12 protein-coding genes and 1 tRNA gene are annotated in these 14,828 nt (G+C 42.5%); 6 read left to right on the top strand and 7 right to left on the bottom strand.

From position 1 onward, the window contains the following. Positions 1-22: 22 nt before the first annotated feature. Positions 23-2,281, bottom strand: a complete 2,259-nt coding sequence (locus L2755_RS06095) for a DNA internalization-related competence protein ComEC/Rec2 (RefSeq protein WP_248979848.1) — start codon at positions 2,279-2,281, stop codon at positions 23-25. Between the two features lie 140 nt (positions 2,282-2,421). Here L2755_RS06095 and L2755_RS06090 point away from each other — a divergent pair, with 140 nt between their 5' ends. Continuing rightward, complete coding sequence (locus L2755_RS06090; protein WP_248979847.1) at positions 2,422-2,928, top strand: DUF2062 domain-containing protein; 507 nt, start codon at positions 2,422-2,424, stop codon at positions 2,926-2,928. A 112-nt stretch (positions 2,929-3,040) separates the two neighbouring features. Here the strand turns inward: L2755_RS06090 and L2755_RS06085 are convergent, their stop codons facing one another. From L2755_RS06085 to yejK, 3 genes are all read right to left on the bottom strand, one after another. Next, on the bottom strand, positions 3,041-3,841 hold the full coding sequence (locus tag L2755_RS06085; RefSeq protein WP_248979909.1) for a M23 family metallopeptidase: 801 nt from the start codon (positions 3,839-3,841) through the stop codon (positions 3,041-3,043). A 59-nt stretch (positions 3,842-3,900) separates the two neighbouring features. Continuing rightward, a complete protein-coding gene (locus tag L2755_RS06080; RefSeq protein ID WP_248979846.1) occupies positions 3,901-4,782 on the bottom strand; it encodes a 6-carboxytetrahydropterin synthase in 882 nt (293 codons plus the stop codon). 242 nt (positions 4,783-5,024) lie between these two features. Further along, the gene (gene yejK, locus L2755_RS06075) at positions 5,025-6,053 is read right to left on the bottom strand and encodes a nucleoid-associated protein YejK (RefSeq protein ID WP_248979845.1); all 1,029 of its coding nucleotides are present in this window, start codon (positions 6,051-6,053) and stop codon (positions 5,025-5,027) included. 422 nt (positions 6,054-6,475) lie between these two features. Between yejK and L2755_RS06070 the strand changes: the two genes are divergently transcribed. From L2755_RS06070 to L2755_RS06060, 3 genes are all read left to right on the top strand, one after another. Then, the gene (locus L2755_RS06070) at positions 6,476-6,694 is read left to right on the top strand and encodes a YejL family protein (RefSeq protein WP_248979844.1); all 219 of its coding nucleotides are present in this window, start codon (positions 6,476-6,478) and stop codon (positions 6,692-6,694) included. 84 nt (positions 6,695-6,778) lie between these two features. After that, a complete protein-coding gene (locus tag L2755_RS06065; RefSeq protein ID WP_248979843.1) occupies positions 6,779-8,563 on the top strand; it encodes a DUF3413 domain-containing protein in 1,785 nt (594 codons plus the stop codon). A gap of 134 nt (positions 8,564-8,697) precedes the next feature. Then, a tRNA-Pro gene (locus L2755_RS06060) sits at positions 8,698-8,774 on the top strand. A 66-nt stretch (positions 8,775-8,840) separates the two neighbouring features. On the opposite strand, the gene L2755_RS06055 is transcribed toward L2755_RS06060, so the two are convergent. Next, positions 8,841-9,065, bottom strand: coding sequence for a cytochrome c3 family protein (locus L2755_RS06055; RefSeq protein WP_248979842.1), 225 nt, complete (start codon positions 9,063-9,065; stop codon positions 8,841-8,843). A gap of 453 nt (positions 9,066-9,518) precedes the next feature. On the opposite strand from L2755_RS06055, the gene L2755_RS06050 reads away from it, so the two are divergent. Beyond that, complete coding sequence (locus L2755_RS06050) at positions 9,519-11,708, top strand: diguanylate cyclase (protein ID WP_248979841.1); 2,190 nt, start codon at positions 9,519-9,521, stop codon at positions 11,706-11,708. On the opposite strand, the gene L2755_RS06045 is transcribed toward L2755_RS06050, so the two are convergent. Beyond that, on the bottom strand, positions 11,698-13,137 hold the full coding sequence (locus L2755_RS06045; protein WP_248979908.1) for an alpha/beta hydrolase: 1,440 nt from the start codon (positions 13,135-13,137) through the stop codon (positions 11,698-11,700). The two genes, L2755_RS06050 and L2755_RS06045, sit on opposite strands and share 11 nt — an antisense overlap. Before the next feature lie 112 nt (positions 13,138-13,249). Between L2755_RS06045 and L2755_RS06040 the strand changes: the two genes are divergently transcribed. After that, positions 13,250-13,714, top strand: coding sequence for a DUF6942 family protein (locus tag L2755_RS06040; protein ID WP_428847777.1), 465 nt, complete (start codon positions 13,250-13,252; stop codon positions 13,712-13,714). A gap of 82 nt (positions 13,715-13,796) precedes the next feature. On the opposite strand, the gene nadE is transcribed toward L2755_RS06040, so the two are convergent. Then, the gene (nadE, locus tag L2755_RS06035; RefSeq protein ID WP_248979839.1) at positions 13,797-14,627 is read right to left on the bottom strand and encodes an NAD(+) synthase; all 831 of its coding nucleotides are present in this window, start codon (positions 14,625-14,627) and stop codon (positions 13,797-13,799) included. Positions 14,628-14,828 lie beyond the last annotated feature (201 nt).

Here is a 14,828-nt window from a genome sequence, read left to right as displayed (position 1 = left end):
ACGTATTGGCAAAAGAGATATTCTACTCTGAATTTTTGTTCTCACCAAACCTAAACACTTGGTTATACCAAAACGGCGCAAAATCTGAGCGATATGTATAAATATTAATACTATTTGACTGAAAAACAACACTGACTTGCCCCTGCTCTCCGCTGATCAAGGTATCGATCCCAAAATCATGGTAACGCCTCAAAATATCCTTTTTAGGAAAACCATAGCGATTATTAAACCCAGCAGGAAACAACACCAATTGCGGTGATACTGCATTAATAAAACCGTCACTAGAGGAGGTTCTGCTGCCGTGATGTGGCGCTGTCATCACATCACTCTCTATCCCTTTATGATGTATCAGCTTTTGCTCAGCTTCATGCTCAATATCTCCGGTTAACAACAGACTGTTATCGCCGTTAGCAAAACGAATCACACATGAACCATTATTACCTTTGGCGGGTATTAAAGGGCCAATGATCTCGAGGTTGATTGCTTGCCACAGCAGGTTTTTAGGTCGGCAATTAACCATACCCCATCTCTTATCATCGGATATGACAATAGCCTCAGGGAAAGCCTCCATAATGACTGATGCACCACCAGCATGGTCATTATCTGCATGGCTAATCACTAAGAAGTCTACTTTCGTAATACCTTTACTGTTTAAAAATGGCAAAATGATACGTTCGGCATAACTAAAGTTTGCACCAAAACTGGCTCCGGTATCATAAATAATGGCGCGGCCATTACGCTCAATAACGGCCGACAAACCTTGGCCTACATCCAATAGATGTACTTTCCACTGCTGCTGTTGAATACCAAATATCGCTTGAAAAGCCAATATCACCGCAGGAAGCGTCATGACACTAAATGCTAAGCGCCAACGCAGGGTGCGAAACTGACAACAGAGCCAAACACCTAGTACAGCGCAAATAACGACCGCTATCCACTGCATTGATAAACCAAGCCAAGCAAATGGAATACGACTGCCTATGTCTAATAACATGAGAACGGGCTCCATCGTTAATTGGCTCAACCAGAAAAAATTAACTAATTCAGCATCAACACCAACCAATATCGCCATGATAAAGATCAACAGGGACAACAGCGAAATCGGCAAAACAATAAAACTGAACCAAGGCACCAAAATAAGGTTTACTGCGATGCTAATTACTGAGGTGCCTGCAAAAAATATTGCTTGTACTCCGCCCAATACCAGTGCCAATCGCCACTGTATAGCCCAAAATGCTACGACCCATTGCAAAGTGGCTCTGAAGCCAATCATTGCTTGTTTAAGTAATACTTGGGGAATTGAAATCACCGCAGGCTGGCGTGATTCTACTTTGGTTGCAACTGCTTCAAACCGTTGCGGTTCAAACTTCCCTACGGTGACCAAGATCACTATTAGTGCTGTAAAGGACAACCAAAAACTTGCACTTAGCGGGCTCAACGGATCCAGTAATAGCACCATGAACAGCGCATATAGCAATCTTTCCCAGCTAGTTGAAAAACGGCTAAATAGCCATGACGAAATATAGGTTAACAGCATGATGAGGGCGCGCTGAGTCGACACCGAAAAGCCGGCTAGATAGGCGTAAGCAATGGCAGTAACGGCACAGAGCACCATAGCGACAACACTGTTTCGTCGCCCTTGAGTCGGTAAAAGGTTAAACAGTAATGTTTTACTAACCAGATATATCCACAAGCAAGCAACCGATAGATGTAACCCTGATATCGCGAACAAATGACCCGTACCCGTGTTTCGCAACTGCTGCCAACGATCTGATGTCATCAAGCTTCGCTCGCCGACCAGCAGTGCAAGCAACAAGTCTTGCGCGGCGTAGCCAGCCAATGCGGGTTTCAACTGTTCAATGAGTTTATCTCTAACGCCTTTGTTGTCACTTAACAGCCGCCCCGCTGTGACTTTACCTTTAGCAAAAATATGTTTACTCAGTAAGTATTTCTGCTGATTAAACCCTCCTTGGTTTAGCGGGCCTGTAATCGGCTTGGGCTTAATGGTGAATAACCACTGCTGGCCAACCCTTACCGTTGGCGGCTTTGACCACGATAATCTAAGCTTTCTTGTTAGCTTGTGGGGCAAAATTGAATCAACCAGCATAATATCCATACTAATCCAGTCGCCGTTTGCATGAACTAGTGATATGATTTCGCCCTTAATATGGATAGTATCGACATTTTCAGTCGTGTCCCAGTCCATTAATAACGCATAGAACATCGTTATCCAGCTGAGTGCGAATAAGCAACCAGCTAACATTGGGATACGCCGGATCAAGATCAGCGCCATTAAAATACACAGCGGCAATAGAGACAGCTGAGGGAGCGATGGCCAGACCATTGCTGATAATATAGTGGCGCAAAAGCCACACATGAATCCATTCATAATGAAGTAAGTTAAGACAGCAAATTCGAGTTATGCCAAAAAAATTTATAGAAAGATTTATGCCCAAGCCTGAAACACTGCGTAATCATAAGAATCTACGCATGTTCGGCGACCTGTTACTAAAGCCCAATTTATGGGCGCTCAATAGACGTTCTGCGCCGGGGGCATTCGCTGTAGGACTATTTGTAGCGTGGATGCCGATGCCATTTCAGATGGTGCTGGCTGCGGCGCTAGCTATTTTGTTTAACGTCAACTTACCGGTTGCTGTGGCACTTGTATGGATCACAAACCCGGTAACGATGCCGTTTATGTTCTATATGGCCTATATGCTAGGGGCAAAAATACTGGGGCATCAGCCGCAAGCGTTTGCTTTTGAAGCTAGCTGGCAGTGGGTTGAGTCGTCAATCGAAACCATTGGCCCCTCTTTTTTAATAGGTTGCTTGGTTTTTGGCTTACTGTTTTCTGTTACGTCCTTCTTCTTAATAAAAACCTTATGGAAGTATTCAGTCCTGTTTAAGTGGAGAAACCGCAACAAGTGATAGCACTATCACTTCAGCATGGTAGACAGCAGGCGTTGATAGCTTAAAAAGTCCTAATAACAAAAAAGCAGCTTAATTGCTGCTTTTTTTATTGGCTATGGAGATGCAGCCTTTAGTTCGCTGCTTGCTTTTCCAGTACGCTCTTCATCGAAGGGACTATGGTGGTTGGGTCGAGCCGCATCTGATACCAATTAACTCGCCAATCAAGATGTGGTCCTGTGGCGCGGCCTGTGGCGCCGACTTCAGCGACCTTATCGCCCTGCTTAACCTCTTGACCCTCTTTAACGTACAACTTACTCAAATGCAAAAAGCTTGAACTGACACCGTAGCCATGGTCAATAATCATCGTCCCGCCTGAGTAAAACATATCTGAAACAGAAAGCGATATAATACCATCAGCAGGCGCAACCACTATCGTCCCCGTTTTAGCGGCAACATCTACCCCATAATGTGGCGTACCAGGTTTACCGTTATACACACGTTGACTGCCATATACACCTGAAATACGACCAGTGAGTGGCCAGATAAACGTTTGGCTAAACGCGTTACTTTCAGTAAATTGTGTCCGCGCCGCCTTAACCTGCTTACTGTCTTGTGCCGAACGACTCAGGGCCGTGGGATCAGGCTTCATGATTTTCTTGCTGATCCCATTCACCTTTTGGATCTTGTACTCTCGCTTAGCTAAGTTAAGTGGCTTAAGCTCAGTTAAGCCGTCAGGATATACCAGTTTCAGCAACTGCTCGAGCTCGGCTTCTCTTGCAAAACCAAACGCAAATTGCCCCTCAGCATTAACATCAATCGGTGCATCGTTTAAATACACCAAAGTACCCGGTTGAACCTTGGCGCGAATTAACGAACCTTGGGTAAAGTTACCCTTTAATTCAACTTGAGCACTTGCCTGAAAAGACAACATACTGGCGATACTTGCTATGACAATGGGGATTACTTTACTCAAAGTGACTCCTAAAAATATTAGCTATTTGCGCTGCGGCTGGCTATTGCACCCTTGCCAACCCCTTCAAAGGCGATCACTTTAAAATCACTGCTAGGGACTTTTGCTGACAAGGTTTGCACCATATAGTCGGCTAACAACTCCACTGTTGTATCGTGTGGTAACACATCACAACACGCTTTTGGCATGGCAAGCTGGAAGTCGCCTTGGGGCGCTTGATAATGAAAACCTAAATGAGTGCTGTCGCTTACCTTTGTTTGTGGTGACAGCGTTAAGGTGTCCACCGATACACTATCTTCTTCGCTACCAAGGTAGATATCGTGCCAGCGTTTAGCCCAGTACTCCTCCCACTTAGGGGCAGCTATGCCGTTTTCGAATACGGTAACCGGGCTTCTGTGCCCATGAGCAATACGTTGGCAGTTGCCATCGTGCTTCTTCAAGCCATGGGTATAATGGTAAAATGGAGCGTCATGGATCTCATTTCTTAAGGTCAAAGAGATCCCTTCTACGTTCGCAGGCAAGACCTCTTTTAGCGCTTTTTGCAGAAAGCTATTAACGCTTTCAAAGTCGATAATTTCACTGGGTATTAAGGCGAATGCTTCTGCAGGACAGGCTAAATGCATGTCGCCTTGCTGACTGTTAAAATCCATCCATACTCTGTCGCCTTGCTGCTGCCAGCGAGCCTCACTACAAGCGGTTGGAACCAACAGACGATGATCAGCGATATCATCAATAGTACTCTTAATGGTGCGCTTCACTTTGGCAAAATCGAGCACCATGTTTTGCTCGTCTAATCCACCGTCGAGCAAAACATCGACAATCCAACTTTCACCCACCATGCCACGTATAGGGCATAGATAAGAAAAATCGATAACAGTTAAATCTTTAACGAACAGTTGCATTTAAGCTCCTAGGTAGAAAAACAGTCTACCTTGCACAGTCCAGGCAGCGATGGCTGCAGGATGTAAAAACAGGTAAAAAGCCGCTTTTTAGCGGCCCTTTTCATAATTTCTGTAGCTTACAATGATAAGCATTATTATTCGACCATTTTAAGCCTAATCATTGGTATTATTGAGCTGCAGAGATAAAAAAGCCGAGTGACAAAACACTCGGCTTAAACTCAATAGCGTTGGATGACTAGTTACTATTCGCTTTTTAAACGGCGATCCAGTTGATCTTTAAGGTTTGCAGGCACGCCTTTGATGATAATACTGTCTGACACCGGGTCATAAATCACCCTTTCACCAAGGTGTTGACCATCAAAACTTAAGGTTACGCCGCCGCCGGTACCAGAGAACTTCTTCAACTGACGCAGTGTTGGCTTGTCTCCAGGGAACTCCTCTTCAAGCTCATAGCTGCCACCTTGAGCAAAGTCATAGAATGAATCCATGCCTTGGTCTGCTAACTCGTCGGCGAGATCTTTAATGTGAATGTCGGCCCCTTCGTCACAACGTTCGGTACAGTAATCAAACACGCGTTCACGCGCTACTTGGCGCTCATCTTTGCTCAATTCACTGCCGCCAACAAAATCTTCAACAGCATTTAATAATGATTTATTTTGCGCCTTGGTATTGATCCCTTCTACGCAGCCCATGAAATCGAGGAAAAAATCAGCCACTTTACGGCCCGCTCGTCCACGTACGAAAGAGATGTATTTTTTTGAGTCGGGATCGGCTTGCCATTCCGTTAAATCAATACGTGCAGCAAGTTGCACATTGTTGAGATCAAGATGGGTATTTTGGGTTAACTCCATATCATCTAAAACTGTCATCGATGATTTAGCATTGAGCAGCGACACAAAAAGGTACTCACTGGTCATATAGGTATAACATGACAGTAATAGAAACCCGCCGGTACTAAAGTCATACTTGGCTAACTCTTCTTGCAATAATTTACCTGCTATACCCGAAAACTCAACAAAGCCCAGTTCGTTACTACGATACTGAGTTAGTGCATTTTCAAACTGGGTGTTAGCTTCACCATCTTCACCGTTTATGCCAAAGTGGCCAAAGCCTTTACCAGGCTTGCTTGTGTAGGTGTGATGGAGTTCATCTAGCATGGTCTCAACGGCTTGACTGTTTAGCAGCGGTTGTGGGCGTAAGCGACAGCTGAGCTGGCCTTCTCCATCTTGAGAAATGGCATGGATAATTGCTTGTTCGACGTTAATACTCATTGAGCCTCGATAGAAAGTTGCTTAAGAGCCATAGCCTAGTCGTCAGCTCTGAAGATAAATAGTTTGCCACCACAGCGATGATAAATCATCGAGTGTGCTGCAAACGTAATGGCAGATATCATAGCAGACAAAAACCATAAATTCATACGAAAAATGGTGGCTAAGACTGTAACCTTTCGCGATAAAACAGCAGGGTAATTAAAGACAATAAAAGAGGCTTACCGATGCGGTTGAGAACAATACTCTTTACCTATGACGCTGTTAACCGTTATGTTGAGAATAATCTGCAAGCACGACTTTACTCACGTCATCGATGTGATAAATGATAAAAGCACTCGCCCAACGCTAAAAAGTGCAGAGCTTATTGAAAAAATCCGTTATTATATGCCGTTAATCAGGATTTAAAGTGAACGGTTTCAATTATGGCTATCAAATCAAAATATTCAAACACACAAGTTGAATCTATCATTGCTGAACTTTTAGCAGTATTAGAGAAGCATCAATCACCAACAGACTTAAGTCTGATGGTGTTAGGCAATTGCGTTACACATTTGTTGCAAAACAAAGTACCCGCTGAATCGCGCACCGTTGTGACTGAGCAGTTTGCCAAAGCATTATCGCAGTCAGTGAAAAATAGCTAAGATAAGTGTAAGAACCACATTGAGTAAGGGTTTAACCATAGTGATTAAACCCATTAACCGCATGTAAGAGAATAATGGGTCAACATGGTTGAGCGACAAAAACAGATAGGACGAGATCGAGTTTCACGCTTAGTAAGTTGGGGGCATTGGTTTGCTTTCATTAATGGCTTACTCGCCATTATCGTTGGTTATCGGTATCTCGACACTGTCGGTTTTCCCGAATCGATTATTGGCTCCGTTTATCTAGCATTGAGTACCATTGGTCACTTTAGCTTTCTCGCTTTCATGGTCTACCTGGTGCTCATTTTCCCTGTCACCTTGTTGCTACCTTATTCTAAGATCCTCAGGGGCTATGCCGCTGTTGTCGCGACATTAAGCTTATGCGCTCTGCTTTACGACACCATTATTTATGACGATTACGGACTGCACCTCAGTCCTTTCGTATTTGACTTAGCCTGGACTGACCTCAACGGACTACTGCAAGGCACCTCCTATATTATTACCCCTATTGGTATTTTAGCGCTTGAGCTCACTCTCGCTAATTATTTATGGAAGCGAATCGAGAAAATTCGTAAACGTAACTACGGCAATAAAGTTGTCGTGGTCGTAGGCTTATGCTTTGTTGCCAGCCATCTTATCCATATTTGGGGAGATGCGAATGAGGTGACTGAAATAACGCAGTTTGATGATGCATATCCGTTATCCTACCCTGCTACAGCAAGAAGCTTTATGGAAAGTTATGGCATCGATAACACTCAAGTCCATCAAGCGCAAACTAGGCCTAAAGCCAGCCTTAAATATCCGCTATCGCCAATGCAGTGCTTGGCAGATGATAAGCCTAATATTTTAGTTATTGCCATTGACAGCTTGCAAGCCAAGCTAGTTGATAACTCAACCATGCCGGTGTTGACGGCCTATGCAGCTCAAAATCAATCTTTTCAGCAGCACTTCAGCGGCGGAAATCAGTTTAGCAGCGGTATGTTTAGCTTACTCTATGGCTTACAAGGCAGCTATATGAATGCGATAGACCTGCACTATGAAAGCCCGGTATTAACCCAAGAGCTCATCGCCGACGGTTATCAATTAGGTTTGTTTACCACTGTCGATACTATTGCTCGTCCTCAAGCCATTTTTAATGACTTTGAACGTATTAATGCCCCAGAACAAGATAGCTACGCCCGCTCAGACCTAAGCTCAATTGACCGTTGGCATCAATGGACTCAGGCATCAACAAAGCCTTGGTTTACGTTATTAAACCTAAAATCACCAGATAGCTACGACACCCCTATCGGTTTCTTAGGGATTAAAACGGTAAAAGCTGACAAGGCACTTAAGCCGGCTCAAAAAGTATTGTTCAATCAATACCGTCAATCTTTGAACTTTATCGATACCCAGCTAGGAAAAATATTAACCGACCTACCTGAAAATACCTTAGTTGTCATTACCGGGGTAAGCGGCAAAATGTTTACCAGTAATCCGACTGAAGCCAGAGTCAATATGTCGCCCGACAGTGTTCAAGTGCCCATGGTTATTCATTGGCCAAACCAGCGGGCTGCTAGGCGTATCAATTACCGAACGACTCACAATGCCCTTGTGCCGACGTTAATGACCCAAGCAATGGGTTGTACTAACCCTGCCGCTGATTTTAGTGCAGGTAGCAGTCTTATGCAGCCTAGCGATACATCATGGATCTATACTGGCGATCACCGTATTTTTGCCATTTACCAAGAATCTGAAATAACGACCATTGATCGTCACGGTAAATATCGAATTTACGATATTGAATATAATAAACGTCTTAGAAAGAAAATGAGCGCACCAGAGTTAATTGAAGTGATGCGCGAAGGAAGACGCTTTTATATTCATTAACAAAGCTAAAGAGAGCATAAACTAGCCAAACAAAACAATGACTCGGCGGAAGCGCTTGCACTCACTATTATGACTTGATACAGTGCTTGCTCTTCAGAACTCCCCCTGTTTACAATGGGTTCTGCAGAGTAATTCGGGATATGGCCTAGTTCGGTAGGGCGCTTGTCTGGGGGACAAGAGATCACAGGTTCAAATCCTGTTATCCCGACCAAATACTCATAAAAAAGCCAGCTGAAAAGCTGGCTTTTTTATTAGGTGCTCAACAGGTACTATGCCATTAGTCGTGACAATCAGCACACTCTTGAATTGTTAAATCGACAGTGTGGAGCTCAGTATCTAACTCATGCGCACTGGCCATATCATGACAATCGTTGCAAGTATTGATTGTCGCTTCCATTTCAGTGTGAGCAGCGACATCAATTGTTTCGTGGCAATCGCTGCAATCTACAGCCATAGCTGAAGCAGAAAAAGCCAGCACTGCGAACATCGATAAATATTTCATAACGGTTCCTTGATCACGGAGTTGTTGCACTTAAATTCTGTCTATTACACTCAATTTAAGATGCATGTAAAAAATCCCACCAGCTAAAGTCCATTGAAAGATAAAGACTAAAACTACCTAAATCTATAGTTAACATCATATGAATTAACATTAACTGAGTCTTAAAAAACACCTTTTTCATGAATAGATGAATGACTAGATATCGATGCTGTGAACTAGATCTTGTATACACAGGTCAAACATTAGGCAATGCTAAAGTCAACTGATTGACAATTCAAATATCCTAAATTTTAAAAGACCCATATTTATCGCACAACAAATACATCATAATCATGTTAAGTGAGTTCTTAATAGTTGCTATCCATGAGAAAAGTTAATAGATTGTAAATGTCAGCGCTAATAATAAAATAACCAGCTTGCAGCTCTCGTTTTGTTAAATCAAAGGTTTCGCTTTTGGACATAATCAAACAGAAAAAAATCCTCATCGCATCCATATTGGGATTAGTTGGCCTAATAATTAACCTCGATCCATCGCCTTTATTCGCCAATATACAACTTATTCTGGGTAACGCCTGTTACGTGATCTGTGCCATCTTATTTGGCCCATGGTATGCGCTCTATACAGCGATGATCACCGTGTCAGGGTTATTTATAGCGTGGGATAGTTCGCATGTTTATTTACTGTTTCCAATTGAAGCAATATTCCTAGGCTTAGCAAGACGAAAAGGTATTTACTCACTCTACGCAAGTATTGTTTTTTGGATCACTATTGGGATGCCACTGTTTTACCTGTATGTAATACTCAATACCAATTTACCCAGTAGTCACCTGCCGTTCATCATCCTGAAACAAGCCATTAATGGTGTCTTTTATGCTGGAATAGCGTCCTTACTGGTTATCTTAACCCCCTCATTTTGGAGTTTTCAACCAAAAGCAAAGAACAAGCAACGACGCACGTTTAGTGCGCAGCTAACCTACGCATTTACTCTGGTCATCTCCTTAGCGCTGCTTTTAGCTGCACTACTGTTTAATAATCAGTTTATTCATCGCTATCAAGCCTTATTAAGCGAAAATATAAAAGAATCGGCACAGCAGCTGGGCACATTGGCTCAAGCCTATATCGATACTCATGTTCAAGCCTTAAGCACTGCTGCGAGTGGCTTAAGTTTAAGAGAGGCTACTTTAGCTCAGCAGCAACTATCGCTGTCGAAATTGCACCAGATGTACCCGGGCTTTATCACTATGCTAATAGCCAACGAACAAGGTAATATCAAAGGAGCCAGCCCAGTTTCACGATTAAGTGGCCGTAGCGATAATGAGGCTACGCTCAGTATTATTGATAGGGATTACTTTATTGAAGCTTTTGTAAACCAACAAAATTTCATATCGCCGGTCTTTTTAGGTCGAGGTTTTGGTAACGATCCTATTGTTGCTATCAGTGCCCCTATTTATGCCGCTGATAATGCATACCATCCTGTCGGAATTATTGAAGGTTCACTTGATCTAAGTAAGTTCAAAGAGATAGACAAAACTAATAAAGTCTTTAAAAATCAATCTATCGTACTGGTTGACAGCAAAAATAGGGTTATATTTGCTTCACCAGAACTGAGTATCGCTCCACTGTCAGAATTTAGCTATTCACAAAACAGTCCTGATTATACGAGTCCGTTGCCGATGCTAAACATTCTTGATCAGGAGAACATGGCGCCTGAATATGTATTTGCATCCTTCAAGCTTGAGAACAATTGGAAACTGTACGTGCTAAACCCTTTTAGGCCTTTAGTGTTGTTAGTCGAAAACATGTATATCGCAACCTTTGCCATACTGATCATCTCGCTGCTAATTACCTTTCTTATTACTCGGGTTATCAGCGCCAGATTAACCCGGCCTCTAGAGGAAATAGCCAACAAATTCAGTACCTCAAATAAAAATAGCAATAATGACTATGGCATTGATGACGACTCGCCGAAAGAGATCTACTCTCTCTATATGCGTCTTAAGCAAAGTAAAAAGCAGCTCATAGGCTACCAATTAGCCTTAGAAGAAAAAGTAGCGTTAAGAACATTTGAATTAGAGCAAGCGAATATTCAGTTAAAGACACTTGCTGAAAAAGACTCACTCACCGGGCTTTATAACCGCCGTTATGCTGAAGATAAATTTTCAGTCATCCAAGAAAGCTGTCAAAGAACAGATGAAGTCATTGCGATTGCCATATTAGATCTCGACAGGTTTAAGCACATTAATGATACTTATGGACATTTGAGTGGCGATGCGACGCTTAAGACCGTTGCTAAACTACTAAAAGATGATTTTAAAAGGGATGGAGATATTATCGTCCGTTACGGTGGTGAGGAGTTCCTCGTCATTATGCCCCTGTGTAACGCATTAAAAATAGAATCTCATCTTGAGAATTTCAAACTAAGACTCGCCAACACCGTCATTGAAAGTACTGATAAAACAGCCCATTTCAATGTAACGACAAGTATTGGAGCCGTTATCGCTAATGGTACTTACAGTGATGCACTTGAAGACTGGATAAAGCAAGCTGATATCAATTTGTACAGCGCTAAACATGAAGGCCGAAACCAATTAGTGTTTACCACCTTGTTAGACAAGGCAACTAAGAACGAGTTTAATCAGTGATAACACCATCCATTTTATCCAACATATAACCAAAAAATGGATTCCACTTTTGTCGAAGAACTTCGCTTGGGGGAACGCTAAGCACGCCTCGCTCTCCCTTCGAAGCTCCGGCGCCTATTTGGACTCTATTGCCATTGTGTATTCTATGCGGACCATAGAGTTCATCGGCTTCAGGAAATGGCAGGGCAACATGAGACAATGAATAAACCTGTTTAGGCCAATGTTGTGCGATAGTTTCAATATCTGTTCCATTGGTAAGATTTCTTGCCTGTACCGCTCCCCTTTCCTCGCCGGTGTTTTCAATTAACGTAAAATCAAAGTTAAATTCAGTCGTGTCAACTAAATCGAAATAGGGTAACAAAGGGTCTGTTGGCATTAGGCTTAAATTGACTTGAGTGCGATTAATATCGAACATCACTAATTCATGATTATTATCAGGTAATTGTAGATATAAATCACACAGTACTGCCATCGTATCAACAGTGTCATCGGTCAAAGATTGAAAGGTTAACATTGGCGCTAATTGAGCTAATGACTGACTATCCAGTTGATTTAGTAACTCAACATTTCGACTAGCAAGCTGATAGACAACATCCCCTGCATTAACCGCAAATGAACTGTATTTAAAAGGATCGTATTCGGTTTGAATACTATTCCAGCTCAACTTATCTAGCCCTAAAAAATGGCCTAGCCGTGCCTGCCACTTTGCACCCGCAGCAACGGGCGGTAGCCCTATTGCTGGAGAGACAAACACCAATCCTGAAAAGTCACTAGCATCGCCTTGCATTAGGTTCTCTAACTCATGATTAAGTGCCAACGCGGCACCGGTTGAAAAGCCCACTACATAGAGTGGTTTATCCTGCATAACCTGTTGCATATGCCGTACAGCAATCGAAACTGCAGCGGCCATGTCTTGCCATTTTATATCGGTGAGCCCCGAGGGCAATGTGCCATGGCCTGGTAATCTAAGTCCTAACACATGAGCCGATGCTTTATAATGTTTTGCAAAATATTGCATCGCATAAGGTGAATCTGACATTCCATGCAGCAATAAAATGCCGTATTTTGCATGCTCATTTTTCCATTCGAAACTTCTATTCCAGTTTCGCTGCCACTTATTAGGATCGGAATAACTGCCAGATACGTAACGATTCACCACAGATAGAGAATCTGAAGTTGTCTTACTGCTGACCTTGCGCTCAACCTCTGCGAATAGTTTATCCTCCAAGCGTAAGTAGTCTTTAAAGCTGACGACACTCGGCTGTTGCCGATATTGCGCCTCAAGTTCGGTGGTATGCCAAAGATCCAATGCGGGTCGTGAGTTTAAATACCAAACGGCAGCCACGATTAAGGCGATACAGGTGCCGATTGAGGAATAAAACAGGGCAAATGCTAAATGCTTAGTTGAACCAATAATAATGGATTTCATCATCAAACAAACTCACGTATTTAAGTTATTGGTATTAGTAAATAAATCGACATAGAATACCCACTCGATAAAGCTAACTTACACTGTTTTTAACGCGAAACAAATAGATAACATGATGATTGGAACTGAACGGGCTGGTAGCTGCTTTTATCTCCCGAACCCTCCGAAGCTGCCCAATAATTGGGGCTGTCGGGATATAGATGCAATTCAATCACTCATTGAATTGAATGGTAACCATTGGCGAAAGATCCTGACTATCATGGCAAAGATAATGGTTAGTGACCAAGATTGGCGGCAGTATCGTGATATTCAGTTATTAAAGCATGAAGAGTCTATTGCTTTTGCAGCTTCATCTTTGCATGCTGAGTCAGAGGTTCACATTATATGTGGCCACGAAAGCGCACAGGGTTTGCAGTTAAATATAGAAGAGTTTATCGTTATCAGCGCAGAATGTGACACCTTATTAAAACACTCACAGCAAGCCATTTATCTTTGTCCGTATTTGGATTATCGACAATTTCCCAACAAACAGATAAACCAGTTAAGACAAGAGCTGGGGTTGCAGCGACTTAATTAACTGGAATAAAAGGAAAAGCGTTAATTTTAGCGAAGCAAAAACAAAAAGAGCACCATTGGCGCTCTTTTTATTTGATTAAATATCAATCGTAAATTGTAGGAATGGGCTCACGCTTATGCTGCGTGGCGCGGTAAATTCCAGTTAATTTGTTATTGACCAATTCGCTAACCTCTTTACCTTCGAGAAAGTCATCGATCTGATCATATGTCAGCCCTAAGGCAATTTCGTCTTCTAATTGAGGCTGTCCCTCTTCAAGATCAGCAGTAGGTGCCTTATGAACCAAGATGTCAGGAGCACCTAGAAAGTGTGCTACTTGTCGTATTTGACGTTTATTCAAGCCAAATAGTGGCGCTAAATCGCATGCACCATCACCCCACTTTGTATAGAAACCGGTAATATTTTCGGCACTGTGATCGGTTCCAACCACTAAACCAGCGACTAAACCTGCTATTTCGTATTGCGCAACCATACGCATTCGAGCCTTAACATTGCCTTTTACAAAATCAACTTTAGCAGGATCTGGCAGCATAATAGCCACAGATTCAATCGCATTCATAGTTTCACTATGAATACCGTCAACGCCTTGTTTAACATTCACTGTGACTTGTTTAGACGGGTTAATAAATTGACAAGCCAACTGAGCTTCATCTTCATCTTTTTGTATATCGTAAGGTAGGCGGACGGCGATGAATTGATAACGAGTTACAGCAGTGTCAGCATTCAGTTCTTCGATAGCCAGTTGGCACAAACGCCCAGCTAAAGAGGAGTCTACGCCGCCACTAATGCCTAATACCAATGATTGAGTATTAGATTGCTTAAGCTTAGCTTTAATAAATGCGACTCGTCTTTGTACTTCAAAAGCAGGATCAATGGCTTTAAGTACTTTCATTTCCCTTAAAATCTGTCCTTTCACGTAATAAACTCCAATGGCATCAGTTGTTAACTAAAAACCCAACCATTATGGTCCAATTGCAATCACAATACACGGCTATATCGTCCTCAATAGCCGTAATCGCAGCATATGCTTGCAATAATTAACTAGCTGTCATAATCACTGCTGCGTTAGACTAATTTTGAGAGCAATATTCAGTAAAGCTCAAGACACTCGATATAT

Origin of the sequence: Shewanella abyssi, assembly GCF_023284025.1 — a bacterium.
GTDB lineage: Bacteria > Pseudomonadota > Gammaproteobacteria > Enterobacterales > Shewanellaceae > Shewanella > Shewanella abyssi.
This window is presented reverse-complemented; position numbering and strand designations above follow the sequence as displayed.

What these genes read in the sequence shown, in the direction of transcription:
- L2755_RS06055 (WP_248979842.1), bottom strand. Translation starts at nt 9,065, where the DNA reads ATGAAATATTTATCGATGTTCGCAGTGCTGGCTTTTTCTGCTTCAGCT.
- L2755_RS06040 (WP_428847777.1), top strand. Translation starts at nt 13,250, where the DNA reads ATGATGATTGGAACTGAACGGGCTGGTAGCTGCTTTTATCTCCCGAAC.
- L2755_RS06090 (WP_248979847.1), top strand. Translation starts at nt 2,422, where the DNA reads ATGCCAAAAAAATTTATAGAAAGATTTATGCCCAAGCCTGAAACACTG.
- L2755_RS06080 (WP_248979846.1), bottom strand. Translation starts at nt 4,782, where the DNA reads ATGCAACTGTTCGTTAAAGATTTAACTGTTATCGATTTTTCTTATCTA.
- L2755_RS06065 (WP_248979843.1), top strand. Translation starts at nt 6,779, where the DNA reads ATGGTTGAGCGACAAAAACAGATAGGACGAGATCGAGTTTCACGCTTA.
- L2755_RS06070 (WP_248979844.1), top strand. Translation starts at nt 6,476, where the DNA reads ATGGCTATCAAATCAAAATATTCAAACACACAAGTTGAATCTATCATT.
- L2755_RS06045 (WP_248979908.1), bottom strand. Translation starts at nt 13,137, where the DNA reads ATGAAATCCATTATTATTGGTTCAACTAAGCATTTAGCATTTGCCCTG.
- L2755_RS06085 (WP_248979909.1), bottom strand. Translation starts at nt 3,841, where the DNA reads ATGTTGTCTTTTCAGGCAAGTGCTCAAGTTGAATTAAAGGGTAACTTT.
- yejK (WP_248979845.1), bottom strand. Translation starts at nt 6,053, where the DNA reads ATGAGTATTAACGTCGAACAAGCAATTATCCATGCCATTTCTCAAGAT.